This is a genomic window from Mycobacterium sp. 852002-10029_SCH5224772 (genome assembly GCF_001667315.1).
Lineage (GTDB): Bacteria > Actinomycetota > Actinomycetes > Mycobacteriales > Mycobacteriaceae > Mycobacterium.
Genome location: NZ_LZHT01000075.1, coordinates 59,108 through 83,799, shown reverse-complemented (window position 1 = coordinate 83,799; position 24,692 = coordinate 59,108). Strand labels below are relative to the sequence as shown.

Sequence of the window (24,692 nt, the reverse complement as noted above, 5' to 3'; positions counted from 1 at the left end):
CCTAGAACTTGTAATACGGCGCGAGGTCGTTGGCGCGCTGCAGGTTGGTCTGCATGCAATCGACCTCGGGGTCGGAGTAGACCGTCGAGTAGTACAGGGCCTGCTGCAGCACCCCGTAGCCGGTCTTGAACACGACCATGCAGGAGTAGAACCAGTAGCTGTTGTGATAGGTCGGCTTGAGCACCCAGTACTGCGCGGCGCGGTGGCCCGCGATCGTCGTCTCGACGGCGTCGGCGGGCAGCGAGGCCTCGTAGGTGCGCCAGATGATGGGCTCGACGGCCACCTGATAGTTACCGGCGTCGAAGTGGCAGCGCAGGCCGTCCTCGTGTTCGGGCGGTGTGAATCCCAGCCCGAGCCGCTGGACGACGTCGAACGGGATGTCCTCGCACGCATCGAACGGGCGCGGATCGGTGGTCGCCACGATGGGGCTCTTCATGGTGGTTTCCATCGGCTGGGCGGTCGACCGCAGCTCGACGGGCCGGTCGCCGCCGCCTGGTGTGGGCGGGGCGGTCAGCAGACCTACCGTGCCCCCGATGGCCGCTGTGAGCAGCGCACCAAGCGCGCCCATCAGACGAACACTGGCGAACACGACACCCCCCTGACGCCGCAGCGGTCCTTTCGGGGGAGTGTACAAGTCGCGCGTGCGGCGTCACAGGCAAACCTGAACTTGTTCTAATTCGCGGGCCCGGCGGCCGCGAAACGGCCTTGCCCGACTCGGGTCGTTAGGGTGGTTATTCGTGGCTGGGCATCAATCGGGGCAGGAATCGACCAACGGTGGGCAACCGACGCTGTGGGCGGTGTCCGACCTGCACACCGGTCACCTCGGCAACAAGCCGGTCACCGAATCGCTGCATCCCTCGTCGCCGGATGACTGGCTGATCGTCGCCGGCGACGTCGCCGAGCGCACCGACGAGATCCGCTGGGCCCTTGACCTGCTGCGACGGCGGTTCGCCAAGGTGATCTGGGTGCCGGGCAACCACGAACTGTGGACCACTACGCGCGACCCTGTGCAGATCTTCGGCAAGGCGCGCTACGACTACCTGGTCAACATGTGCGACGAGATGGGTGTGGTCACGCCCGAGCATCCGTTCCCGGTGTGGACCGAGCGCGGCGGCCCGGCCACGATCGTGCCGATGTTTTTGCTCTACGACTACAGCTTCTTGCCCGAGGGGGCCACGAGCAAAGCCGAGGGCCTGACCATCGCGCGGGACCACAACGTGGTGGCCACCGACGAGTTCCTGCTCTCCTCGGAGCCCTACCCCACCCGCGAGGCGTGGTGCCGCGAGCGTCTGGAGATCACCCGCGCGCGGCTCGAAGGGCTGGACTGGATGACACCGACCGTTCTGGTGAACCATTTCCCGCTGGTTCGCGATCCCTGCGACGCGCTGTTCTACCCGGAGTTCTCGCTGTGGTGTGGAACCACCAAGACCGCCGACTGGCACACCCGCTACAACGCCGTCTGCTCGGTCTACGGCCACCTGCACATCCCGCGCACCACGTGGTACGACGACGTGCGCTTCGAGGAGGTGTCGGTGGGCTATCCGCGCGAGTGGCGGCGCCGCAAGCCGCCGAGCTGGCTGCGTCAGGTGCTGCCGGATCCCCAGTACGCGCCCGGCGACCTCAACGACTTCGGTGGCCACTTCGAGATCACTCCCGAGATGCGGCAACAGGCCACGCAGTTCCGGGAACGGTTGCGGCAGCGGCAATCACGATGACGGGGGAGCACACGCTGGTGTCCTCCGTGCTGCCGGCCTCCGACGGTCTGGCCTACTCCGAGGTGTACACCGATCCGCCCGATCTCGTCGCGCTGCCCGACGAGGAGCCGTTGATCGCGAGGTCGGTGGCCAAGCGGCGCAACGAGTTCATCACCGTCCGGCACTGCGCCCGGGTCGCGCTGGGTGAGCTCGGCCTGCCGCCGGTGCCGATCCTCAAGGGCGAGAAAGGAGAACCCTGCTGGCCCGACGGCGTGGTCGGAAGCCTCACCCATTGCACGGGCTACCGCGGCGCGGTGGTGGGCCGCGCCGATGTGCTGCGCTCGGTGGGCATCGACGCCGAACCGCACGACGTGTTGCCCGACGGCGTGCTCAACGCGATCAGCTTGCCGGCCGAACGCACCGAGATCCCCGCCAACCTGTCGGGAGATCTGCATTGGGACCGAATCCTGTTCTGCGCCAAGGAGGCAACCTACAAAGCGTGGTTCCCGCTGACCAAAAGGTGGCTGGGCTTCGAGGACGCGCACATCACGTTCGAATCCGACGGTCCCGGGGCGGCGACCGGCCGGTTCGTCTCGCGAATCCTGATCGATCCGGCGGCGCTGTCCGGGCCGCCGCTGACCGAGCTGGCGGGCCGGTGGTCGGTCGAACGCGGACTGGTGCTGACCGCCATCGTGCTATGAGCAGTCCGGGCATCGTCGTCGTCGACAAGCCGCCCGGGATGACCAGCCATGACGTGGTGGGGCGCTGCCGACGGATCTTTTCCACCCGCCGGGTGGGGCACGCGGGCACGCTGGACCCGATGGCCACCGGGGTGCTGGTGATCGGCATCGAGCGCGCCACCAAGATCCTGGGCCTGCTGACGGCGTCGTCGAAGTCGTATGCCGCCACCATCCGGCTGGGGCAGAGCACGTCGACCGACGATGCCGAGGGCGAACCGGTGCGCAGCGTCGCGGCGCGGCACCTGACGCTCGCGGCGATCGAGGCCGCGGTGGATGGGCTGCGAGGTGACATCGCACAGGTGCCGTCGACGGTCAGCGCGATCAAGGTGGGCGGCAAGCGCGCCTACCGGCTGGCCCGCGAAGGCCAGACCGTCGAGCTCGAGGCGCGGCCGGTGCGCATCGACCGGTTCGACGTGTTCGACGTCCGGCCAGGGTCCGAAGGCTTCGACGTCGTCGACGTTGACGTTGAGGTCGACTGCTCGTCGGGGACCTACATTCGCGCGCTGGCCCGCGATGTGGGGGCGGCGCTGGGCGTGGGCGGGCACCTGACGGCGTTGCGGCGCACCCGCGTCGGGGGCTTCGGGCTGGATCAGGCACATTCGCTCGACGAGCTGGCCGAGCGTCCGCGGCTGAGCTACAGCCTCGACGAGGCCTGCCTGCTGATCTTCCCGCGCCGTGACCTGTCCGCCGACGAGGCCGACGCCGCCGCCAACGGTCGATCCCTGCCGCCGGCCGGGATCGACGGCGTCTATGCCGCGTGTGACCCCGACGGTCGGGTGATGGCGCTGCTGCGCGACGAGGGCGCGGGGACCAAGTCGGTGGTGGTGGTCCGACCGGCGACGATGCAGTCCGGATCGGACTGAGGAGGAGCCGGGCCATCAAATCCGACCGGCGACGATGCAGTCCGGATCGGACTGAGGAGGAGCCGGGCCATCAAATCCCGCCCCGAGACGCTCTAGCGGGTCCCGGCCGAGCGGTTGGTTGGGCGACGTTGCACACTGGTTGTCAAGGCGGCCTACGGAAGGGACAACGATGTCTACCAAGCAATCCAACAAGGTTTATGTCGTCGGCGTCGGCATGACGAAATTCGAGAAGCCGGGTCGCCGCGAGGGCTGGGACTACCCGGACATGGCGCGCGAATCGGGAACCAACGCCCTGAAGGACGCCGGCATCGCCTACCACGAGGTGCAGCAGGGCTACGTCGGCTACGTCGCCGGTGACTCGACGTCCGGACAGCGCGCGCTCTACGAGCTCGGCATGACCGGCATCCCGGTCGTCAACGTCAACAACAACTGCTCCACCGGTTCCACCGCGCTTTTCCTGGCGGCGCAGGCCATCCGCGGCGGCATCGTCGACTGCGCGATCGCGCTGGGCTTCGAGAAGATGCAGCCCGGTTCGCTGGGCGGCGGCGCGCAAGACCGCGAATCGCCGATGGGCAAGCACGTCAAGGCGATGGCCGAGATCGACGAGTTCGCGATGCCCGTCGCGCCGTGGATGTTCGGCGCCGCCGGCCGCGAGCACATGAAGCAATACGGTTCCACCGCAGAGCATTTCGCCAAGATCGGCTACAAGAATCACAAGCACTCCGTGAACAACCCCTTCGCCCAGTTCCAGGAGTCCTATACGCTCGAGGACATCCTGGCGGCGCGGATGATCTCCGACCCGCTGACCAAGCTGCAGTGTTCGCCGACCTCCGACGGTTCGGGCGCGGCGATCCTGGCCTCGGAAAGTTTCGTCGACAGCCACGGGCTGGCCGGCCAAGCCGTGGAGATCGTCGGTCAGGCCATGACCACCGACTTCGCCTCGACGTTCGACGGAAGCGCCAAGAACCTCATCGGCTACGACATGAATGTGCAAGCCGCACAACAGGTCTACGACCAGTCTGGGCTGGGGCCGCAGGACTTCCAGGTGATCGAACTGCACGACTGCTTCTCGGCCAACGAGCTGCTGCTCTACGAAGCCCTGGGCCTGTGCGGTCCGGGTGAGGCGCCCAAGTTGATCGACAACAACGACACCACCTACGGCGGGCGCTGGGTGATCAACCCGTCGGGCGGCCTGATCTCCAAGGGGCACCCGCTGGGCGCGACCGGGCTGGCGCAGTGTGCGGAGCTGACCTGGCAGCTGCGAGGCACGGCCGACAAGCGTCAGGTCGAGGGCGTCAGCGCCGCACTGCAACACAACATCGGGTTGGGTGGGGCCGCCGTCGTCACCGCCTACCAGCGCGCCGAACGCTGAACCGCACGATGATCGAGTGGTCCGACACCGACCTGATGGTCCGGGATGCCGTTCGGCAGTTCGTCGACAAAGAGATCCGGCCGCATCTGGACGAATTGGAAAGCGGCGCAATGTCGCCCTATCCGATCGCGCGCAAGCTGTTCAGCCAGTTCGGCCTTGACGCGATGGCCGCCGAGTCGGTCAAGAAGATGCTGGACCGGGAACGGGCCAAGCTCGACGGGACTCCCGCGGCCGAGGAGCCCGCCGAAAAGCCCGATGACGCAGGCGGTTTCGGGGGCACAGCCCAGGGCTCGATGATCGCGGTGCTGGTGTCCGAGATCGCCCGGGTCAGCATCGGATTGCTCAGCACCGCGTCGGTCAGCCTCGGTCTGGGTGCGGCGACCATCATGAGCCGCGGCACGCTGGCCCAGAAGGAGCGCTGGCTGCCCGAGCTGATGACGCTGGAAAAGATTGCGGCATGGGCCATCACCGAGCCGGATTCGGGCTCGGACGCGTTCGGCGGCATGAAGACCTACGTCAAACGCGACGGCCAGGACTACATCCTCAACGGGCAGAAGACGTTCATCACCAACGGGCCCAACGCCGACGTCCTGGTCGTATACGCCAAACTCGATGACGGTGACGCGTCGGTCGACAAGCGCAACCGCCCGGTGCTGGTATTCGTGCTCGACGCGGGCATGCCGGGCCTGACGCAGGGCAAGCCGTTCAAGAAGATGGGCATGATGTCCTCGCCGACGGGCGAGCTGTTCTTCGACAACGTTCGGCTGACCCCGGACCGGCTGCTCGGCGAGAGCGAACAGCACACCGACGGCGACGGCCGCGACAGCGCCCGCGCCAACTTCGCCGCCGAGCGGATCGGGATCGCGATGATGGCCCTGGGCATCATCGACGAATGCCACCGGCTGTGCGTCGACTACGCCAAGACCCGCACGCTGTGGGGCCGCAACATCGGGCAATTCCAGCTGATCCAGCTCAAGCTCGCCAAGATGGAAATCGCCCGAATGAACGTGCAGAACATGGTCTTTCAGACCATCGAGCGCCAGCAGGCCGGTAAACCGCTGACGCTGGCCGAGGCGTCGGCGATCAAGCTGTACTCCTCGGAGGCGGCCACCGACGTGGCGATGGAGGCCGTGCAGCTGTTCGGCGGCAACGGCTATATGGCCGAGTACCGGGTGGAGCAGCTGGCCCGCGACGCCAAGTCGCTGATGATCTACGCCGGCAGCAACGAGGTGCAGGTCACCCACATCGCCAAGGGGTTACTGGCGGACTGAGCTTCGCGCGTAACCGCACCGCGAACCCGAAAAGCTAGGCCGTCACCCAGATCGCCCGCGCGGCGGGGCTGCCCAGATCCACGGTCGTCTCGGCGCCGTCACCGGATTCGATCGCCACCGAGATCATGCCGGCGAATTCCCGCCGGGTCAGGACCCGCAGCCGGGAATCGAGACTGATGCCGACGTCGGTGAAGTAGCGCAGCATCTCGGGGTCGGCGTCGGAGATGCGGGCCACCGTCCCGGCGTCCCCGTCGCCGCACGCCCACAGCTGGCGCGCCGGCGGGGTGGGCACCTGCCCGTCGGAGGCCGGGATCGGGTCGCCGTGCGGGTCGCGCTGCGGGAACCCCAGCTTGGCGTCGATGCGGGCCACCAGGCGATCCGACACCGCGTGCTCGAGCACCTCGGCCTCGTCGTGCACCTCGTCCCAGGCGTAGCCGAGCTCGTTGACCAGGAAGGTCTCCAACAGCCGGTGCCGGCGCACCATCTCGAGCGCGGCGCGCCGCCCCGCCTCGGTCAGGGTCACCGCGCCGTACTTCTCGTGGTCGACGAGGCCCTGCTCGGCCAGTTTGCGGATCGACTCCGAGGCTGTGCTGGCCGACACCCCGATCTTCTCGGCCAGCATCTTCGTGCTGACCTTGTCGGGGGACCACTCCTGGGCGTTCCAGATCGCCTTGAGGTAGTCCTGGCCGACCGCGGTGAGACCGCCACGTTCTTCGTCAGCACTCACAACGACAAAGTTTAGGCACCCCACTCCGGATCCGGCGTGTTCCCCGCCACGTTGGCGGGTGTTGCGCCCCGCGGATCTCCCGGCCGGGGACTCGGCGCCGTAGGCTTGCGGTCGTGCAGCGGTGGCGCGGCCAGGACGAGATTCCCACGGACTGGGGCAGGTGTGTGCTCACCATCGGTGTGTTCGATGGGGTGCATCGCGGCCACGCGGAGCTGATCGCGCATGCGGTGAAGGCGGGGCGTGCGCGCAGCGTGCCGACGGTGTTGATGACGTTCGACCCGCACCCGATGGAAGTGGTCTATCCCGGCAGTCATCCGGCGCAGCTGACGACGCTGACGCGGCGCGCCGAGCTGGTCGAGGAGCTGGGCATCGACGTCTTCCTCGTGATGCCGTTCACCACCGATTTCATGAAACTCACGCCGGACCGCTACGTGCACGAGCTGCTGGTGGAGAACCTGCATGTGGTCGAGGTCGTCGTGGGGGAGAACTTCACCTTCGGCAAGAAGGCGACCGGCAACGTCGAGACCCTGCGGCGCGCCGGCGACCGATTCGGGTTCGCCGTGGAATCGATGTCGCTGCTGTCCGAACACCACAGCAACGAGACCGTCACGTTCTCGTCCACCTACATCCGGTCCTGCGTGGACGCCGGCGACGTGGTGGCGGCCACGGAAGCCCTGGGCCGACCGCACCGGGTCGAGGGCGTGGTGGTGCGGGGTCACGGCCGCGGCGCCGAACTGGGCTTCCCGACCGCGAACGTGGCGCCGCCGATGTATTCGGCAATCCCGGCCGACGGCGTGTACGCCGCATGGTTCACCGTGCTCGGCCACGGTCCAGGGGCGGGCGCCCCCGGGGCGATGGTCCCGGGCGAGCGCTACCAGGCCGCGGTCTCGGTCGGCACCAACCCGACCTTCTCCGGACGCACCCGCACCGTCGAGGCGTTCGTCCTGGACACCGACGCCGACCTGTACGGGCAGCACGTCGCGCTGGATTTCGTCGGCCGCATCCGCGGGCAGCACAAGTTCGACTCCGTCCAGGAACTCATCGTGGCGATGGGCAGGGACACCGACCGGACCCGGGCTTTGCTGTCCGCGGGTTGATGCGCTGCGTTTGTGCCCGGCGGTTGCACCGCTGCTAAACTGCCGGACGACATCGGCGCGTGCTGCGGTTCGCGGTGGCCGCGCCTTCAAGATTCCTTTCGCGGACCGATTGATGGAGATAGTTCGTGGCGCTGACAGCCGAGCAGAAAAAAGAAATCCTGGGCACCTACGGCCTGCATGACACCGACACCGGTTCCCCGGAGGCGCAGGTCGCGCTGCTGACCAAGCGGATCGCCGACCTGACCGAGCACCTGAAGGTGCACAAGCACGACCACCACTCGCGGCGCGGGCTGCTGCTGCTGGTCGGGCGTCGGCGCCGGCTGCTCAAATACGTCGCCCAGATCGATGTGGCGCGCTACCGCTCGCTGGTCGAGCGCCTCGGCCTGCGTCGCTGACGCCGGCGACACCGGGCCGATGGCACCCCGCTGATCCCGCGCGATGCTGCCGGGGCGGGGCCGCCCGTGTAGAGTGAGGACGTTCTGGGCCGGTTCCGGCCCGAGCAAACGGTGCGGTCACGCAGATCCGCGTGTGCCGTTCCAGCGTGTCACTACGCACCTTCGAGGGAGCAGCCCAGTCTGCATCGGGCGGTCTTCGGTAGTGGCTGCCGGGCTCTCCGGATCTGGGGCTTCTCGGCCGCTTCGATCGATGGCCGTAGCCGCATTCAGACTGGCTCTTCGGGATAGCTCCCAGGGTGACTCGCAGGCCCGAACGGGTTCTGCGGACCCTCTCCAGGTTGCGCGTGGCGACGCGAAACAGCCGAATAAGAGAGGCCGTACGGACGTCTATGTCTGTCGCTGAAATTGAAGAGGGCGTGTTCGAGGCGACCGCCACCATCGACAACGGGAGCTTTGGCACCCGCACCATCCGTTTCGAGACCGGCCGGTTGGCCCAGCAGGCCGCCGGTGCCGTGGTCGCGTACCTGGATGACGAAAACATGCTGTTGTCGGCGACTACCGCCAGCAAGAGTCCCAAGGAGCACTTCGACTTCTTCCCGCTGACCGTCGATGTCGAGGAGCGGATGTATGCCGCCGGTCGCATCCCCGGTTCGTTCTTCCGTCGGGAGGGACGTCCGTCCACCGACGCGGTCCTGACCTGCCGGCTCATCGACCGCCCGCTGCGGCCGTCGTTCGTCAATGGCCTGCGCAACGAGATCCAGGTCGTCGTGACGATCATGAGCCTGGACCCCAACGACCTGTACGACGTGCTGGCGATCAACGCCGCGTCGGCGTCCACCCAGCTGAGCGGTCTGCCGTTCTCGGGTCCGATCGGGGGCGTGCGGGTCGCGCTGATCGACGGCACCTGGGTCGCGTTCCCGACCGTGGAGCAGCTCGAGCGTGCGGTGTTCGACATGGTCGTGGCCGGCCGCATAGTCGGCGACGGTGACCACAAAGACGTCGCCATCATGATGGTCGAGGCCGAGGCCACCGACAAGGTCATCGAGCTCGTCGAGGGCGGAGCCCAGGCGCCCACGGAAACCGTTGTGGCCGAAGGCCTGGAGGCCGCCAAGCCGTTCATCGCCGCGCTGTGCACCGCGCAGGCGGAGCTGGCCGGGGCCGCCGCCAAACCGGTCGGCGAGTACCCGACGTTCCCGGAGTACCAGGAAGACGTCTACTACTCGGTGGCTTCGGTGGCCACCGACGAGCTGTCCAAGGCGCTGACCATCGGCGGCAAGGCCGAGCGCGACGCCCGCACCGACGAGCTGAAGGCGGAAGTGCTGGCGCGGCTCACTGGGGACTCTGCGACCTACGAGGGCCGCGAGAAAGAGGTCAGCGCCGCGTTCCGCGCGCTGACCAAGAAGCTGGTGCGCCAGCGCATCCTCACCGATCACTTCCGCATCGACGGCCGTGGCATCACCGACATCCGCGCGCTGTCGGCCGAGGTCGCCGTGGTGCCGCGGGCGCACGGCAGCGCGCTGTTCCAGCGCGGTGAGACCCAGATCCTGGGTGTGACCACGCTCGACATGGTCAAGATGGCGCAGCAGATCGACTCGCTGGGACCGGAAACCTCGAAGCGCTACATGCACCACTACAACTTCCCGCCGTACTCCACCGGCGAGACAGGTCGGGTGGGTTCGCCCAAGCGGCGTGAGATCGGGCACGGCGCGCTCGCCGAGCGGGCCCTGATCCCGGTGTTGCCCGGCGTCGAGGAGTTCCCGTACGCCATCCGCCAGGTCTCCGAGGCCCTGAGCTCCAACGGCTCGACGTCGATGGGCTCGGTCTGTGCTTCCACGCTCTCGCTGCTGAATGCCGGTGTGCCGCTGAAGGCTCCGGTGGCCGGCATCGCGATGGGCCTGGTCTCCGACGACGTCGAGGTCGAGGCGGGAGACGGCACAAAATCGACCGAGCGCCGCTTCGTCACCCTGACCGACATCCTGGGCGCCGAGGATGCGTTCGGCGACATGGACTTCAAGTGCGCCGGCACCAAGGACTTCGTCACCGCGCTGCAGCTGGACACGAAGCTGGACGGCATCCCGTCGCAGGTCCTGGCGGGTGCTTTGAGCCAGGCCAAAGACGCGCGCCTGACGATCCTCGAGGTCATGGCCGAGGCCATCGACGCGCCCGACGAGATGAGCCCGTATGCACCGCGGGTCACCACCATCAAGGTCCCGGTGGACAAGATCGGTGAGGTCATCGGCCCCAAGGGCAAGGTCATCAACGGCATCACCGAGGAGACCGGCGCGCAGATCTCCATCGAGGACGACGGCACGGTGTTCGTCGGCGCCACCGACGGCCCCTCGGCGCAGGCCGCGATTGACCGGATCAACGCCATCGCGAACCCGCAGCTGCCCACGGTCGGCGAGCGGTTCCTCGGAACCGTGGTCAAGACAACGGATTTCGGTGCGTTCGTATCCCTGCTGCCGGGCCGCGACGGCCTGGTGCACATCTCCAAACTCGGCAAGGGCAAACGCATCGCGAAGGTCGAGGACGTGGTGAACGTCGGCGACAAGCTGCGCGTCGAAATCGCCGACATCGACAAGCGCGGCAAGATCTCGCTGGTGCTGGTGGAGGACGACAACTCGGCTCCGGCCGATGTCCCGGCGGCCGCCCCAGCCGATGCCGCGAGCTGACTCCCGAAGGCGAGCAGCTGATCCCGCGCTGCGGCGGGGCAACCAGACCGCCGCGGCGGACCCCGAACCGCAAGCCGCACTGCGCCGCACCACGCTGCCGGGCGGCTTGCGGGTGGTCACCGAGTACCTGCCCGCGGTGCGTTCCGCCTCGGTCGGGGTCTGGGTCGGGGTCGGCTCGCGCGACGAGGGTGCCACCGTCGCCGGCGCGGCTCACTTCCTCGAGCACCTGCTGTTCAAGTCGACCCCCAGCCGTACCGCGGTGGACATCGCCCAGGCGATGGACGCCGTCGGGGGAGAGCTGAACGCGTTCACCGCCAAGGAGCACACCTGCTACTACGCGCACGTGCTCGACAGCGACCTGGCGCTGGCCGTCGATCTGGTCGCCGATGTGGTGCTCAACGGCCGCTGCGCCGCCGCGGATGTCGAACTGGAACGCGACGTGGTCCTCGAGGAGATCGCGATGCGCGACGACGACCCCGAGGACGCGCTCGGGGACATGTTCCTGGGCGCGCTGTTCGGTGACCATCCGGTGGGCCGGCCCGTGATCGGCACCGCCCGGTCGGTGACGTCGATGACGCGAAGCCAGCTGCACTCGTTCCACGTCCGGCGCTACACGCCCGAACGCATGGTGGTGGCGGTGGCCGGCAATGTCGACCACGACGAGGTGGTCGCGTTGGTGCGCGAGCATTTCGGCCCGCATCTGGTGCGCGGCCGCGAGCCCATCGCGCCGCGCAAGGGCGCCGGGCGTGTCAACGGCTACCCCGGACTGCTGCTGGGCACCCGGGACGCCGAGCAGACGCACGTGTCGTTGGGTGTCCGCACGCCCGGCCGGGGCTGGGAGCACCGCTGGGCGCTGTCGGTGCTGAACACCGCGCTGGGCGGCGGCCTGAGCTCTCGGCTGTTCCAAGAGGTCCGGGAGCTGCGCGGGCTGGCCTACTCGGTCTACTCGACGGTGGACATCTTCGCCGACAGCGGCGCCCTGTCCGTATACGCCGCCTGCCAGCCCGAACGCTTTGCCGAGGTCATGGCCGTGACGAGCAAGGTCCTCGACTCGGTGGCGCGCGACGGCATCACCGAGTCGGAATGCCGCATCGCCAAGGGCTCGCTGCGCGGCGGTCTGGTCCTCGGCCTGGAGGACTCGGGCTCACGGATGAGCCGCCTGGGCCGCAGCGAGCTCAACTACGGCAAGCACCGCAGCATCGAGCACACGCTGCAGCAAATCGACCGGGTGACCGTCGAGCAGGTCAACGCCGTCGCGCACCGGCTGCTCGGGCAGCGCTACGGCGCCGCGGTTCTCGGCCCGTACACCGCCAAACGGTCACTGCCCCAACAACTTCGGGCGATGGTAACGTAGCTCAAATGTCCGCCTCCTCACTCGCAGCGTGCCGGCGCTCGCCGTCGACGGACTAGCCGAATGGTACTGGGCTTCTGGGACATCGTGGTGCCCATCGTGGGCGCTCCGATGGCCGGTGGGCCCGGCACTCCCGCGTTGGCCGCGGCGGTGTCCAATGCCGGTGGGCTCGGTTTCGTCCCCGGCGGGTACCTCAGCGCCGAGCAGTTCGCCGGCGACATCGCCGCGGCGCGCCAGGCCACCACCGGCCCGCTGGGGGTGAATTTGTTTGTGCCCCAGCCCAGCGTCGCCGATTGGGTGGCGCTGGACTACTACGCGGCCGAACTCGAAGAGATCGCCGACCACTACCAGGTGGAGGTCGGTCATCCGCAGTACGGCGACGACGACGGGTGGGAGCAGAAGCTCGAGGTGGTGGCCGACGTCCGGCCCGAGTTGGTGTCGTTCACGTTCGGTGTCCCACCACCCGACGTGATTCGGCGCCTCGGCGCGCTGGGCCTGCTGGTGATGGTGACGGTGACGTCGGCCTACGAGGCCGGAGTGGCCGTCGCGGCGGGCGCGGATAGCCTGGTGGTGCAGGGCCCCGCCGCGGGCGGGCACCGTGGCACGTTCGCGCCCGACATGGAACCCGCCAACGAGTCGCTGCACCAGCTCATCGATCGCGTCCGCAACGCGCATGACATCCCGATCGTCGCCGCGGGCGGGCTGGGCACCGCCGACGAGGTCGGGGCCGTGTTGCGCAGGGGAGCGGTCGCCGCCCAGGTCGGCACCGCGCTACTGCTCGCCGACGAGGCCGGCACCAACCCCGCGCACCGCACCGCCCTGAAAAACCCGCTGTTCGCCACCACCGTTGTGACGCGGGCATTCTCGGGCCGGTACGCGCGCGGGCTGGAAAACGACTTCACCCGCATGCTCGACCACGTGGCGCCGCTAGGCTACCCCGAGGTCAACCAGATGACATCGCCCATCCGGGAAGCCGCCGCCGCCATCGAGGATCCCAACGGGATACCGCTGTGGGCGGGGGCGGCATTCAAGCACGCCAGCGCCGGCCCCGCGGCCGACATCATCGCGAGCCTCGCGGCCACCGCTTAGCCCAGGAATCGTACCGGGTCGGTGAACGGCAGGCCGAGATCGATGGCCACCTGTTCGGACAGCAGCGCGCCGTCATGCGTCGAAAGTCCTTTGGCCAGAGCGTGATCCGAGCGGCACGCCGGCCGCCAGCCGCGGTCGGCGAGCGCGAGCACGTACGGCATGGTCGCGTTCGTCAGCGCCACCGTCGACGTCTTGGGTACCGCGCTGGGCATGTTCGCCACGCAGTAGAACACCGTGTCGTGCACGGCGAAGGTCGGATCGTCGTGCGTGGTCGGCCGCGAGTCCTCGAAGCAGCCGCCCTGGTCGATGGAGATGTCCACCAGCACCGCGCCCGGTTTCATCTGCGCGACAAGGGAATTCGAGATCAGGCTGGGTGCCTTCGCGCCGGGGAGCAGCACGGCGCCGATGACCAGGTCGGCGCGCTTGACGGTGCCCTCCAAGTCGTAGGCCGACGAGTACCGGGTGCGGACCTGGCCGCCGAATTCCGCGTCGAGCAACCGAAGTTTGTTGATGTTGACGTCGAGAACCGAGACCATCGCCCCCATGCCGCCGGCGACGCGGGCCGCGTTGTAGCCCGCCGTCCCCGCCCCGATCACGACGACGTCGGCCGGCTTGACGCCTGGCACACCACCCATCAGCACGCCGCGCCCGCCGTGGGTGCGCATCAGGTGATACGCCCCCACCTGAGCGGACAGCCGCCCGGCCACCTCGCTCATCGGCGCCAGCAACGGCAGTGTGCCGTCGGGAGTTTGGACCGTCTCGTAGGCGATCGACGTGGTGCCGGACGACAACAGCGCGTCGGTGCACGCACGCGACGCGGCCAGGTGCAGATAGGTGAACAGAATCTGGTTGCGCCGCAACAGCTCATACTCGGCCGGCAGCGGTTCTTTGACCTTGAGCAGCAGCTCGGCGTCGGCCCAAACCCGTTCGGCCGTATCGGCGAGTTGGGCGCCCGCCGCCTTGAACTCGGAGTCGGTGATGGACGAGCCCTCGCCGGCGCCGGACTGGACGAGCACGTCATGACCGCGGCGGATCAACTCGGCGACACCGGCGGGGGTGATGGCCACGCGAAACTCGTTCGTCTTGGTCTCGGTCGGTACGCCGACTCGCATGATCGCCCCTTGTTCGCGCATTCACTTTCAATTGTGAAGCCCTTTCAAGTGTGAAGAAAGTTCGGAAGGGCCGCAATCGATGTGCATCGCATCACTCGCTGGCTATGATCGGCGGATGACCGACCCCTGCGTTTCGGCCACAGTGCGCATCGATGCCCGCCCCGACGTGGTGTACCGGCTCATCACCGATCTGCCCACCCTGTCGTCGCTGGCCGAGGAGGCGGTGGCGATGGAGTGGCGCAGAGGTGACGCGGTGACCCCAGGCGCGGTGTTCACCGGCCGCAACGAAAGCGGTAGTCGGCGCTGGAGCACCAAATGCACCGTCACCGACGCGGAACCGGGCCGACGGTTTGCTTTTGACGTGACCCACACCGTTCTTCCGATTGCCCGCTGGCAGTACGACATCGTCGCGGCGGACGGCGGCTGCGAGGTCACCGAAAGCACCTGGGACCACCGGCCCGGGTGGTTCCGCAAGGTCGCCGGCAAAGCCACCGGCGTCACCGACCGGGTGGCCGCCAACAGCGAACACATCCGGCTCACGCTGCAGCGGCTCAAACAGCGCGCCGAAACCGAGTAGCCGAAGAGGCGCGGGAGTTCTCCAATGACGCGACGCGATCCCGCCGTAGCCGTCGTCGGAGCCGGCATGTCCGGGTTGTGCGTCGCGATTGCCTTGCTGCGCAGCGGGATTACCGATGTGACCATCTTTGAGAAGGCCGACGAGGTGGGCGGCACCTGGCGGGACAACACTTATCCGGGCCTGACCTGCGACGTACCTTCGCGGGTCTATCAGTACACGTTCGCCACCAACCCGCACTGGACGCGCATGTTCTCGCCGGGCGGCGAAATCCAGGACTACTTCCGGGGCATCGCGGACAAGTTCGCCCTGCGGGACCGCATCCGGTTCGGCACCGAAATCACCGATGCCCGTTTCGAGAACGGCCGCTGGCGGTTGCGCACCGCCGCCGGGGCCCAGTGCGCGGCGGACTTCCTGATCACGGCCACCGGCGTGTTGCATCATCCCCGGGTGCCCTCGATCGCCGGCCTGGACGACTTCGGCGGCCGTGTCTTTCACTCGGCGCGCTGGGACCATTCCGTCGGGCTGGGCGGCAGCCGGATCGCGATCATCGGCAACGGGTCGACGGGTGTGCAACTCGTCTGCGGCCTGGCCGGCGTGGCGGGCAGGGTGATGCTGTTCCAGCGCACGGCGCAATGGGTGCTCAAGCTGCCCAATCCGCGCTACACCAGGTTCACCGGCGTCACCCGGAACAGATTTCCGTGGCTCGACCGGATGGCGTATCGGGGCTACAGCGCGGTCTTCGACCTCTTCGCGGTGGGGCTGACCAAACCCGGTGTCCGCCGAAAGATCATGGCAGCGCTGTGCCGTGCCAGCCTCCGTGAGGTCCGCGACCCCCAGCTGCGCCGGGCGCTGACCCCCGACTACACGCCGATGTGCAAACGGCTGGTGATGTCGGGCGGCTTCTACCGCGCGATGCAGCGCGACGACGTCGACCTGGTCACCGCCGGTATCGACCATGTGGAGCCGCGCGGCATCGTGACCGACGACGGCGTCCTGCACGAAGTGGACATCATCGTGCTCGCCACCGGATTCGACACCCACGCGTTCTTCCGGCCGATGCGGCTGACCGGCCGGGACGGGATCGCCGCCGACGATCTGTGGCGCGACGGCCCGCGGGCCTACCAGACCGTCGCGATGCCGGGCTTCCCCAACTTCTTCATGATGCTGGGGCCGCACAGCCCGGTGGGCAACCTGGCTCTCACGACCGTCGCCGAATCGCAGGCCGATCACATCCTGCGGTGGATCCAGCGTTGGCGCCGAAGGGAATTCGACACCGTCGAGCCGACGCCGTCGGCGACCGACAGCTACAACGCCGGACTGCGCGCGGCGATGCCGGACACCGTGTGGACCACCGGCTGCGACAGCTGGTACCTCAACAAGGACGGCGTGCCCGAGGTGTGGCCCTTCACGCCGGCCGACCATCGCGCGATGCTGGCCAACACCGATCCGGAAAAGTACGACCTGCGCCCGACCGCGCCCTGAATCACCCGCGGACCAAACGCACAAAACCCGGTACCGGCGGTTTCGCATACTTGGTCGCGCAACTATACTTGCGGCGCGCAACATCCACCGGAAAGACAGTGATCCAGGGCTAAACGCCGAGGTAGGGGGCCATCATGCTGACCGTCGACGACCAGGCCGCGGGCCCGCACGACGCGTCGCTGGACCACGAGCGACTGGTCCTCGAGGCGCGTGACGTGCACTTCGATTGGGCGACGCTGCCGTTCCACTACGTGCCGGGTGAGCCCTTCGCCACCCACGTCCTCAACGTCCTGCACCTGCTGCTGCCCGCGGGCGAGGAGTTCTTCGTCGAGGTGTTCAAGAAGACGTTGCCGCTGATCAAAGACGACCAGCTGCGGCTGGACGTCCAGGGGTTCATCGGTCAGGAGGCGGTGCATTCCCAGGCGCACGCCAACGTGCTCGCCCACTTCGCCGCACGGGGCATCGACCTGAGCCCCTACACCGGCCAGATCAAGTGGCTGTTCGACAAGCTGCTCGGGCCCCGGCCCCACTGGAGCCAGCGCCGCCAGCAGAGCTGGCTGCTCGAGCAGGTGTCGCTGATCTCGGCCATCGAGCACTACACCGCCATCTTGGGCGAGTGGATTCTCGACTCGCCGGCGCACGACGCGATCGGCACCGATCCCGTGATGCTGGACATGCTGCGCTGGCACGGCGCCGAAGAAGTCGAGCACAAGGCGGTGGCCTTCGACACCATGAAGCATCTGCGGGCCGGGTACTGGCGACAGGTCCGCGCCCAGCTGTTCGTGTCGCCCGCCATGCTGCTGCTGTGGATTCGCGGGGTGCGGTTCATGTACTCGCTGGATCCGTGTCTGCCTGCGCGCACCAAGCCGCGCTGGCGGGATTACTTCCGCTCGGCACGCCGCGGTCTGGTGCCCGGGCCGCGGCGATTCGTGCGGGCGATCGGAAACTACTACCGGCCGGGCTTTCACCCCTCGCAGCTCGGCGGGCTGGGGCTGGCCGTCGACTACCTGGCCGTCTCACCCGCCGCGCGGGCCTCGCACTGACCCATGACCACGACGTCGAGCCTCACCGCCAGCGACGGCGTCACGCTGGCCGTGCACCGCTACACCGACATCGACCCGGCGCGCCCAACCATCCTGGCGATTCACGGTTTTCCGGACAACCACCATGTCTGGGACGGCGTGGCCCGGGAGCTGGCCGGCCGCCCCTACAACTTCGTCGCCTACGACGTGCGCGGCGCGGGTGAATCGTCTTCTCCCGCAGAGCGTTCCGGGTACCTGTTCGCACAACTGATCTCCGACATCGATGCGGTGATCGACAGCCTGGGCGTCGAGCGGGTGCACCTGCTGGGCCACGACTGGGGTTCGATTCAGGCGTGGGCGGCGGTCACCGACGATTCGGTGATGCGCAAGGTGGCGTCGTTCACGTCGATCTCGGGCCCGCACCTGCAGTACGCCGGGGCGTTTCTGCGGTCCGCGCGCACGCCCCGGGCCGTGGCCCAGGTTGCCAGACAGCTGATCTCGTCGGGCTACATCGGCTTCTTCTTGTGCCCTGGAGTGCCGGAATTGTCGTTTCGCTCCCGGATCGGCGTCAAAGTCGTTGAGGCCGTCGAGCGGATCGGCCGCTCGAGCACCCGCAGCCAGCGCCACGAAACCATGCGCTCGGTCACCGACTATGTCAACGGGCTCAACCTGTACCGGCAGAACATGCCCGCGCCCATGCTGGCGCCGGGTCCGCAGCTGCCGACGACCACCGTCGCCGTGCAGACCTTGGTCCCGCGCCGCGACGTCTTCGTCACGCCCGCGCTGCAACGCTTCACCGGCGCAATTCCCGACGGCGCCAGGGTGATTGCGATCGAGGGCGGGCACTGGGTGGTGACGTCGCGTCCCGACGTCGTCGCCCGGCTGACGGCCGAGTGGGTCGATGGGGGCGTCGCCGGCGGCCCCGGCGCGTCCGAGGTGCGTGGCGAACGGCGCGAGGTGCGCGGCAAACTCGCGCTGGTCACCGGGGCCGGCGCCGGCATCGGCAGGGCCACCGCGATGGAATTGGCCCGGTGCGGCGCCCGCAAGGTCGTGCTCGTCGACCGTGATCGCGGCGCCGCCGACGACACCGCCGACGCGGTCCGCGCCGCAGGGGCCGAGGCCGCGGTCTACCAGGTCGACGTCAGCGACGAGGACGCGATGGATAACCTTGCGGCGCAAGTGCGTAGCGAGCACGGGGTGGTCGACATCCTGGTGAACAACGCCGGCATCGGGATGGCGGGCCGGTTCCTGGAGACCAGCTCCGCGAATTGGGAAGACATCATGGGGGTGAACGTCGGCGGCGTCATCTCCGGCAGCCGGGCCTTCGGCGCGCAGATGGTCGAGCGCGGCGAGGGCGGCACGATCATCAACGTGGCCTCGGCGGCGGCCTACCTGCCGTCGAAATCCATGGTCGCCTACAGCACCACCAAGGCGGCGGTGCTGGCGCTCAGCGAATCGCTGCGGGCCGACTTCGCCGACGAGGGCATCAGCGTCACCGCGGTGTGCCCGGGTTTCGTCAACACCAACATCGCCAAGAGCACGATCTACGCCGGGATGAGCGCGCAGCAGCAGGAGCGGGCGCGGGGCAAGGCCGACGCCGCCTACCGGCGCCGCAATTTCACCCCCGAGGCGACCGCCAAGGCGATCGTCAAGGCCATCAAGACCGGTCCGGCCGTGCTGCCTATCGCCGCCGAATCCAGGATCGGCTACGCGATGCGGCGCATCAGCCCGGGGGCGGTCCGGCTATTCGCGCGCTTGGACATTCGACAGAGGTAGGGGACCGGTGCCGGAAAGCATTTGGGCCAGCAGGCCCGCCGACCTGTACGGGCGGCGCGACCACGACCGCTTTGGGTCGTTGCTGTGGGGAATCCGCGCGGTGTTCGAGGGATTCGCCTCGGTGTCGCGGTGGGAGCCCTCGCGGGTGAAGCCGGTGCAGCGCAAGCTGACCGCGGTCGTCACCAAGCGCGAGCTCGTCGCGCCCGACGTCGTCGCGCTCACGTTGGCCGACCCCGACGGCGGGCTGCTTCCCTCCTGGACGCCCGGCGGGCACATCGACGTCCTGTTGCCCTCGGGCCGGCGCCGGCAGTACTCGCTGTGCGGTCCGCCCGGGCGGCGCACCGACTACCGCATCGCGGTTCGTCGGATCGCCGACGGCGGCGGTGGATCCATCGAGATGCACGACGCGTTCGGCGTGGGCGACACGTGCGAGTTCGAAGGCCCGCGCAACGCGTTTTATCTCGGCACGGCCGAGCACGACGTGCTGTTCGTCATCGGCGGCATCGGGGTGACCCCCATCCTGCCGATGATCCTCGCCGCCGCGCAGCGCGGGATCGATTGGCGCGCAATCTATACCGGCCGCAGCCGCGAGTACATGCCGCTGCTCGACGAGGTGGTGTCGGTGGCCCCGGACCGGGTGACGGTGTGGGCCGACGACGAGCGCGGCCGCTTCCCGACCGTGGCGGAGCTGCTGGCCGGCGCCGGCCCGGCGACCGCCGTCTACGTGTGCGGGCCGGCGGCCATGCTCGAGGCGGTCCGGGTCGCCCGCAGCCAACATGCCGGCGCGCCTTTGCATTACGAGCGGTTCAGCCCGGCGCCGGTGATCGACGGGGTTCCGTTCGAGTTGGAGCTCGCGCGATCACGGCAGGTGCTCAGCGTGCCGGCGAATCGGACCGCACTCGAGGTCATGCTCGATCGCGACCCGACGACCCCCTACTCGTGCCGGCAGGGGTTCTGCGGCACCTGCAGGGTCAAAGTGCTTGCCGGACAGGTAGATCACCGCGGGCGTGCCTCGCCCGGGGACGACGGCATGCTGGTGTGCGTCTCGCGGGCCGACGGCGGGCGGGTGGTCATCGACGCCTGAGCCGGTGGCGTTACGGCCGGGACTGCTCCAGGTAGGAGGCCAGCGCGTTGGTCAGGCCCCGGCGCGCCATGTCGAGGTCGGCGTAGGAACCCAACTGGCGTTCCGACACCAGACCGCGCATCGCGGCGGGAATCAGGGCGGCCACCTCGCGGACCCGGTCCGGGTCGACGGCCAGACCGGCGAACGCGTGCTGGCAGGTCTCCAGCCAGCTTTTGCCCCAGGAAAACAGCTCGGCGGCCGTGCGCGGGTAGAGCCGTTCGAGCTCGTCGGGATCGCGCGGCAGCGCGGCCCGCAGGTTTTCGATCGCGCGCGAATCCGGCGACGCCAGGCCGCTGTAGAGGGTGTCGATGATGGCGCCGACGCGTTCGCGCAGCGGCGCCTCCGGCGAGATCGGTGTCGTCAGCGTCGAGAACGTCGCGGCACGCCGCTCCGCGGTGCGGTGCAACACCGCGGCCCAGAAGCCGTCGGTGTCGCCGAACTGGTACTGCACCGCCCCCCAGGTGGCGCCGATGTCCTTGGCGATCCGGTTGGCCGATACCGAGCCGGGCTCGCCGGAGGCCAGCGAGCGCAGCGCGGCCTCGAGCATGCTTTCGCGGGTCGCATGACCACGCCGATTGGGGCGCCGGCCCGCGATCCCGGCTCCGCTGCGTGGGCGCGTCATTGGGTGATCCTATCCACTCGGGCCGGGCGGGATGAGGAGTTTCATAGAGGGTACTTTGATTTCCTGTTGGCGCGGCTTATATTCGTACCCGAGGGAGGGCAGCTCATATGGCAGGGCTCGATGGCTAAACCGCCGTTGTCGATGAAGCCGACCGGCTGGTTCCAGGTCGCCTGGTCCGACGAGATCGGCGTCGGCGACGTGCACACGATGAAGTACTTCGACTCCGAGATGGTCGCCTGGCGCGCGGAATCGGGACAGCTCACGGTGATGAACGCCTACTGCGAGCACCTCGGCGCGCACCTCGGGTACGGCGGCAAGGTCGTCGGCGAGGTGCTGCAGTGCCCGTTCCACGGCTGGCAGTGGAGCCAGGAGGGCCGCAACGTCTGCATCCCGTACCAGGACCGGCCCAACCGCGGCCGGCGCATGCGCACCTACCCGGTGGTGGAGCGCAATGCGTCGGTCTACATCTGGCACGACGTACAGCGCCGCGAACCCTACTTCGACCCGCCGGACGTGTTCGCCGCCTTCAACGACGGCAGCAGCGCCGACGATTACTACCCGCAGCAACGGCTGTACCGGGAGACCCTGGAAATGCACCCGCAGTACGTGCTGGAGAACGGGGTTGACTTCGCGCACTTCAAGTACGTGCACAACACGCCGATCGTGCCCGTGTTCACCCGCCACGATTTCGCCGAGCCGGTGTCCTACGTCGACTTCACCATCACCTTCGAAGGTGACGACGGCCAGCGGATCGAGGACGTCAACAGCGGCGTGCAGGCCATCAACGGCGGACTGGGGATCGCGGTGACCAAGAGCTGGGGCATGATCGACAACCGCACCATCTCGGCGATCACCCCGGTGGACGATCGCACCTCCGATGTGCGCTTCATGGTCTACATCGGCCGGGTGCCGGGCAACGAATCGGACCGCGCCGAACTCAAGGCGGCCGAATTCGGGCAGGAAGTGATCCGCCAGTTCACCCAGGACATCGAAATCTGGCGGCACCAACGGTATTCGGATCCACCCGCACTGGCCACCGACGAGTACGAGGGCTTCACGGCGATCCGCCAGTGGGCCAAGCAGTTCTATCCCGATGGCATCGGCGGCAGCGCCGCCGAAGTCTACGCAGCGTCCCAGAAAGGCTGAATCGCATGAATGCACCCGCTGGACCGATCCGCGTCTTCCAGGTCGGAAGCGGAAACGTCGGTTCGGAGATGATCAAGCGGATCGCCACCCAGCCCGACCTCGAACTCATTGGCGTGCACTGCTATTCGCCGGAGAAGGTGGGCAAGGACACCGGGGAGTTCGCCGGCGTGGGCGCCAACGGGGTGGTGTTCACCGGGACCATCGAGGAGATCATCGCCGCCAAGCCGGACGTGTTGACCTTCCACGGCGTGTTCCCCGACGAGGACCTCTACGTCACAGTGCTCGAGGCGGGCATCGATATCGTCACCACCGCGGACTGGATCACCGGCTGGCATCGCGACACGAACCACCCGCATCTGTCGGGCAAGCCGGTGAGCCAGCTGCTGGCCGAGGCCTGCGAAAAGGGCGGTGCGACGTTCTACGGCACCGGAATGAACCCGGGGCTGAACCAGATCCTGGGCGTGGTGTGCTCGGCCGATGTCGCCGACATCGAGAACATCACCACCATTGAGTCGGTCGACGTGTCGTGCCACCATTCCAAGGACACCTGGATCGAGGTGGGCTACGGCCAGCCGGTCGACGATCCCGAGATCCCGTCGAAGCTCGAGAAGTACACCCGCGTCTTCGCCGACAGCGTGTACATGATGGCCGACTGCTTCGACCTGCCGCTCGACGAGGTCAAGTTCAGTTACGAGCTGGGCGCCTGCACCAAGGACGTCGACCTGGGCTGGTACACGCTGCCCAAGGGTTCGCTGGGCGGCAACTACATCAAGTATCAAGGCATGGTCGACGGCGTGCCCCGGGTCGAGACGCACCTGGAATGGCAGATGACCCCGCACACCGATCCCAGCTGGAACATCAAGGGCTGCTACATCACCCAGATCAAGGGCGACCCGTGCGTCTACAACAAGCACATGATCTTTCCCAAGCCCGGCGTCGACCTGTCCAACCCGGAGAATTTCGCCTCCATCGGCATGACCGTCACCGGCATGCCCGCCCTCGCCGCGATCAAGTCGGTGATCGCGGCGCCGCCGGGGCTCATCACGAGCGCGGACCTGCCGCTGCGCGGCTTCGCCGGGCGGTTCGTCACGTAGGCCGGGTCAGGGTCCGGCGCGGTCGCCGATGCCGCGCTCGGGGTGGTGATAGTCGTTGGTGCGGACCCCGCGGTCCAATCGCGGCGGCGGTATCCACTCGGTGTCACCACCGGAATTCTTCCTTGTGCGCCAGCCCTTTTCGACCAGCTTGTGGTGTGGCGCGCAGGCGAAGGTGAGGTTGTCGGCATCGGTCATGCCGCCGGCTGCCCATTCGCTCAGGTGATGCACCTCGCACCAATAGCCGGGTGCGTCGCAGCCGGGATGGGTGCAGCCGCGGTCGTGCGTGTACAGGACGACGCGCTGATCCGCTGAGGCGATACGCCGCGACCGGCCGAGATACAATGGGCGACTTGAATGTTCGTCGAACACGACGAGATAGTGGTAGGAGTGGCGACCCATCCGGATCACGTCGCGCATCGGTAGCAGCGTTCCGCCACCGGTCACCGCCCGCCCGGTGCCCGACGTCAGCTCCTGCAGCGTGGTCGACACGATCACGGCCACCGGCAAGCCGTTGTGCCGGCCGAGTTTCGGATCGCCCAGCTGGCCGCGCACCAGGGCGTTGAGGGCGTCGTGCTGGCGCTGGGAGGGATTGCGCGTGTCTCGGCGCGCGCACTCGTCATCGGGTTCGCCGTCGACACAGGGTGTTTCGTCATCCGGGTTGCACATCCCGGGCGCCGCGAAGCGGGACAGCCACGCATCGAAGTTGGCGCGCAGCTCCGGGGAGGCGATCAGTTTCCCGATGCTCATGCCGTCGCCGCGCTGACCGCACCAGGTGAAGCCGCGCTGGCGGGAGCGGTCGGCGTCGGAGAATTTCCCGTCGGGGTTGATCGACAGCGCGTAGCGGTGCGCGAGTTTCTGCAGCTGGTCGGGGCGTAACTTCTCGGCTTCACGGGCCAGGAATCGCTCGGCGTTGTCCACCTTGTCCACGGGTGTGGACTCCGGAAGGTCGCGCACAAACGCCTGGATCACCCGCAGGTGCTGGCCGTCGAGGATGCCGTCGCGCCACGCCACGGCGGTGGCCGACAGCTCGGGCGGCAACTCCTGACCGGTGAGGGTCAGTCGCGGCGACAGCTGGTTGGCGTCGCGAAGCCGGCGGCAGGCCTCGGCGCAGCTGATCCGCAGCCAGTCGGCGACCACCTGGTGCGCCGGGCCGCCGATGGCCGCGGGGTCCTCTTTTGCCAGGCCCGCGATCACGTCGTGGCTGACCGCGATCTGCGTCCGGCGCGAGGTCTCCATCCGTTCGAGCACGCGCAGCCGAACGGCAGGATCCAACCGATCGAAGTTCAGCCCGCGGATCGCCGCGTCGGCGGCGTCCTGCGCGGCCAGGGCGGCGGCCACCTCGGCCGGGACTTCGATCGAATGCATGTTCGAATTCTATGGCTTCCCACCGCCGGGGGACATGGGCAGGGGCGGCAACTGTGGATAAACCGCGGACTGTGGATAACTCGCCCCGGTCTAGGGTGAAGG

22 protein-coding genes are annotated in these 24,692 nt (G+C 68.1%); 17 read left to right on the top strand and 5 right to left on the bottom strand.

Annotation, left to right across the window (positions count from 1 at the left end; all coding sequences use genetic code 11):
* Nucleotide 1: 1 nt before the first annotated feature.
* Complete coding sequence (locus tag A5775_RS13025; protein ID WP_067252669.1) at nucleotides 2–589, bottom strand: DUF3558 domain-containing protein; 588 nt, start codon at nucleotides 587–589, stop codon at nucleotides 2–4.
* 148 nt (nucleotides 590–737) lie between these two features.
* Here A5775_RS13025 and A5775_RS13020 point away from each other — a divergent pair, with 148 nt between their 5' ends.
* The 5 genes from A5775_RS13020 (at nucleotide 738) to A5775_RS13000 (ending at nucleotide 5,940) form a co-directional block, all read left to right on the top strand.
* On the top strand, nucleotides 738–1,715 hold the full coding sequence (locus A5775_RS13020) for a metallophosphoesterase (RefSeq protein WP_067252667.1): 978 nt from the start codon (nucleotides 738–740) through the stop codon (nucleotides 1,713–1,715).
* A complete protein-coding gene (locus A5775_RS13015) occupies nucleotides 1,712–2,395 on the top strand; it encodes a 4'-phosphopantetheinyl transferase (RefSeq protein WP_067252665.1) in 684 nt (227 codons plus the stop codon). The genes A5775_RS13020 and A5775_RS13015 overlap by 4 nt, the downstream gene beginning before the upstream one ends.
* Nucleotides 2,392–3,297, top strand: coding sequence for a tRNA pseudouridine(55) synthase TruB (gene truB, locus A5775_RS13010; protein WP_067252663.1), 906 nt, complete (start codon nucleotides 2,392–2,394; stop codon nucleotides 3,295–3,297). The genes A5775_RS13015 and truB overlap by 4 nt, the downstream gene beginning before the upstream one ends.
* A gap of 169 nt (nucleotides 3,298–3,466) precedes the next feature.
* Nucleotides 3,467–4,669 (top strand): lipid-transfer protein, encoded by a 1,203-nt coding sequence (locus A5775_RS13005; protein ID WP_067252661.1) that lies wholly within the window; start codon nucleotides 3,467–3,469, stop codon nucleotides 4,667–4,669.
* An 8-nt stretch (nucleotides 4,670–4,677) separates the two neighbouring features.
* Complete coding sequence (locus A5775_RS13000; protein ID WP_067252658.1) at nucleotides 4,678–5,940, top strand: acyl-CoA dehydrogenase family protein; 1,263 nt, start codon at nucleotides 4,678–4,680, stop codon at nucleotides 5,938–5,940.
* 34 nt (nucleotides 5,941–5,974) lie between these two features.
* On the opposite strand, the gene mntR is transcribed toward A5775_RS13000, so the two are convergent.
* Nucleotides 5,975–6,667, bottom strand: a complete 693-nt coding sequence (mntR, locus tag A5775_RS12995; protein WP_067252655.1) for a manganese-binding transcriptional regulator MntR — start codon at nucleotides 6,665–6,667, stop codon at nucleotides 5,975–5,977.
* A gap of 113 nt (nucleotides 6,668–6,780) precedes the next feature.
* Here mntR and A5775_RS12990 point away from each other — a divergent pair, with 113 nt between their 5' ends.
* The 5 genes from A5775_RS12990 (at nucleotide 6,781) to A5775_RS12970 (ending at nucleotide 13,271) form a co-directional block, all read left to right on the top strand.
* Nucleotides 6,781–7,764: a bifunctional riboflavin kinase/FAD synthetase gene (locus A5775_RS12990; RefSeq protein ID WP_067252653.1), complete on the top strand. Its 984-nt coding sequence runs from the start codon at nucleotides 6,781–6,783 to the stop codon at nucleotides 7,762–7,764.
* A gap of 125 nt (nucleotides 7,765–7,889) precedes the next feature.
* Nucleotides 7,890–8,159: a 30S ribosomal protein S15 gene (gene rpsO, locus A5775_RS12985; protein ID WP_066950523.1), complete on the top strand. Its 270-nt coding sequence runs from the start codon at nucleotides 7,890–7,892 to the stop codon at nucleotides 8,157–8,159.
* 389 nt (nucleotides 8,160–8,548) lie between these two features.
* Complete coding sequence (locus tag A5775_RS12980) at nucleotides 8,549–10,831, top strand: polyribonucleotide nucleotidyltransferase (RefSeq protein ID WP_082952999.1); 2,283 nt, start codon at nucleotides 8,549–8,551, stop codon at nucleotides 10,829–10,831.
* On the top strand, nucleotides 10,818–12,185 hold the full coding sequence (locus A5775_RS12975) for a pitrilysin family protein (RefSeq protein WP_067252835.1): 1,368 nt from the start codon (nucleotides 10,818–10,820) through the stop codon (nucleotides 12,183–12,185). Before A5775_RS12980 ends, A5775_RS12975 begins: the two co-directional genes overlap by 14 nt.
* Nucleotides 12,186–12,245: 60 nt before the next feature.
* Nucleotides 12,246–13,271: a nitronate monooxygenase gene (locus A5775_RS12970; protein ID WP_067252648.1), complete on the top strand. Its 1,026-nt coding sequence runs from the start codon at nucleotides 12,246–12,248 to the stop codon at nucleotides 13,269–13,271.
* Here the strand turns inward: A5775_RS12970 and ald are convergent.
* Nucleotides 13,268–14,383, bottom strand: a complete 1,116-nt coding sequence (gene ald, locus A5775_RS12965; protein ID WP_067252832.1) for an alanine dehydrogenase — start codon at nucleotides 14,381–14,383, stop codon at nucleotides 13,268–13,270. The two genes, A5775_RS12970 and ald, sit on opposite strands and share 4 nt — an antisense overlap.
* A 115-nt stretch (nucleotides 14,384–14,498) precedes the next feature.
* On the opposite strand from ald, the gene A5775_RS12960 reads away from it, so the two are divergent.
* From A5775_RS12960 to A5775_RS12940, 5 genes are all read left to right on the top strand, one after another.
* A complete protein-coding gene (locus A5775_RS12960) occupies nucleotides 14,499–14,960 on the top strand; it encodes an SRPBCC family protein (protein WP_067252646.1) in 462 nt (153 codons plus the stop codon).
* A 24-nt stretch (nucleotides 14,961–14,984) separates the two neighbouring features.
* Nucleotides 14,985–16,442: an NAD(P)/FAD-dependent oxidoreductase gene (locus A5775_RS12955; protein WP_067252644.1), complete on the top strand. Its 1,458-nt coding sequence runs from the start codon at nucleotides 14,985–14,987 to the stop codon at nucleotides 16,440–16,442.
* Nucleotides 16,443–16,576: 134 nt separating this feature from the next.
* The gene (locus tag A5775_RS12950) at nucleotides 16,577–17,485 is read left to right on the top strand and encodes a metal-dependent hydrolase (protein WP_067252641.1); all 909 of its coding nucleotides are present in this window, start codon (nucleotides 16,577–16,579) and stop codon (nucleotides 17,483–17,485) included.
* A 3-nt stretch (nucleotides 17,486–17,488) separates the two neighbouring features.
* Nucleotides 17,489–19,240 (top strand): SDR family oxidoreductase, encoded by a 1,752-nt coding sequence (locus A5775_RS12945; protein WP_067252639.1) that lies wholly within the window; start codon nucleotides 17,489–17,491, stop codon nucleotides 19,238–19,240.
* 7 nt (nucleotides 19,241–19,247) lie between these two features.
* On the top strand, nucleotides 19,248–20,324 hold the full coding sequence (locus A5775_RS12940; RefSeq protein ID WP_067252636.1) for a PDR/VanB family oxidoreductase: 1,077 nt from the start codon (nucleotides 19,248–19,250) through the stop codon (nucleotides 20,322–20,324).
* 10 nt (nucleotides 20,325–20,334) lie between these two features.
* Here A5775_RS12940 and A5775_RS12935 read toward each other — a convergent pair whose 3' ends face one another.
* Nucleotides 20,335–20,985: a TetR/AcrR family transcriptional regulator gene (locus A5775_RS12935; RefSeq protein ID WP_067252634.1), complete on the bottom strand. Its 651-nt coding sequence runs from the start codon at nucleotides 20,983–20,985 to the stop codon at nucleotides 20,335–20,337.
* Between the two features lie 120 nt (nucleotides 20,986–21,105).
* On the opposite strand from A5775_RS12935, the gene A5775_RS12930 reads away from it, so the two are divergent.
* Both A5775_RS12930 and A5775_RS12925 read left to right on the top strand, forming a co-directional pair.
* Nucleotides 21,106–22,131, top strand: coding sequence for a Rieske 2Fe-2S domain-containing protein (locus A5775_RS12930; RefSeq protein WP_067252631.1), 1,026 nt, complete (start codon nucleotides 21,106–21,108; stop codon nucleotides 22,129–22,131).
* Between the two features lie 5 nt (nucleotides 22,132–22,136).
* Nucleotides 22,137–23,225 carry a dihydrodipicolinate reductase gene (locus A5775_RS12925; protein ID WP_067252629.1) on the top strand — a complete coding sequence of 363 codons (1,089 nt, stop codon included), beginning with the start codon at nucleotides 22,137–22,139 and terminating at the stop codon, nucleotides 23,223–23,225.
* 6 nt (nucleotides 23,226–23,231) lie between these two features.
* Here A5775_RS12925 and A5775_RS12920 read toward each other — a convergent pair whose 3' ends face one another.
* Entirely contained in the window at nucleotides 23,232–24,590 is a 1,359-nt protein-coding gene (locus tag A5775_RS12920; RefSeq protein ID WP_067252626.1) for an HNH endonuclease signature motif containing protein, read from the bottom strand.
* Nucleotides 24,591–24,692 lie beyond the last annotated feature (102 nt).

Bases quoted from the DNA above. Each gene is read 5' to 3' on its own strand.
- A5775_RS13015 (WP_067252665.1), top strand. From the start codon at position 1,712: ATGACGGGGGAGCACACGCTGGTGTCCTCCGTGCTGCCGGCCTCCGAC.
- truB (WP_067252663.1), top strand. From the start codon at position 2,392: ATGAGCAGTCCGGGCATCGTCGTCGTCGACAAGCCGCCCGGGATGACC.
- A5775_RS13005 (WP_067252661.1), top strand. From the start codon at position 3,467: ATGTCTACCAAGCAATCCAACAAGGTTTATGTCGTCGGCGTCGGCATG.
- A5775_RS13000 (WP_067252658.1), top strand. From the start codon at position 4,678: ATGATCGAGTGGTCCGACACCGACCTGATGGTCCGGGATGCCGTTCGG.
- A5775_RS12980 (WP_082952999.1), top strand. From the start codon at position 8,549: ATGTCTGTCGCTGAAATTGAAGAGGGCGTGTTCGAGGCGACCGCCACC.
- A5775_RS12975 (WP_067252835.1), top strand. From the start codon at position 10,818: ATGCCGCGAGCTGACTCCCGAAGGCGAGCAGCTGATCCCGCGCTGCGG.
- A5775_RS12970 (WP_067252648.1), top strand. From the start codon at position 12,246: ATGGTACTGGGCTTCTGGGACATCGTGGTGCCCATCGTGGGCGCTCCG.
- ald (WP_067252832.1), bottom strand. From the start codon at position 14,383: ATGCGAGTCGGCGTACCGACCGAGACCAAGACGAACGAGTTTCGCGTG.
- A5775_RS12960 (WP_067252646.1), top strand. From the start codon at position 14,499: ATGACCGACCCCTGCGTTTCGGCCACAGTGCGCATCGATGCCCGCCCC.
- A5775_RS12955 (WP_067252644.1), top strand. From the start codon at position 14,985: ATGACGCGACGCGATCCCGCCGTAGCCGTCGTCGGAGCCGGCATGTCC.
- A5775_RS12950 (WP_067252641.1), top strand. From the start codon at position 16,577: ATGCTGACCGTCGACGACCAGGCCGCGGGCCCGCACGACGCGTCGCTG.
- A5775_RS12945 (WP_067252639.1), top strand. From the start codon at position 17,489: ATGACCACGACGTCGAGCCTCACCGCCAGCGACGGCGTCACGCTGGCC.
- A5775_RS12935 (WP_067252634.1), bottom strand. From the start codon at position 20,985: ATGACGCGCCCACGCAGCGGAGCCGGGATCGCGGGCCGGCGCCCCAAT.
- A5775_RS12930 (WP_067252631.1), top strand. From the start codon at position 21,106: ATGGCTAAACCGCCGTTGTCGATGAAGCCGACCGGCTGGTTCCAGGTC.
- A5775_RS12925 (WP_067252629.1), top strand. From the start codon at position 22,137: ATGAATGCACCCGCTGGACCGATCCGCGTCTTCCAGGTCGGAAGCGGA.
- A5775_RS12920 (WP_067252626.1), bottom strand. From the start codon at position 24,590: ATGCATTCGATCGAAGTCCCGGCCGAGGTGGCCGCCGCCCTGGCCGCG.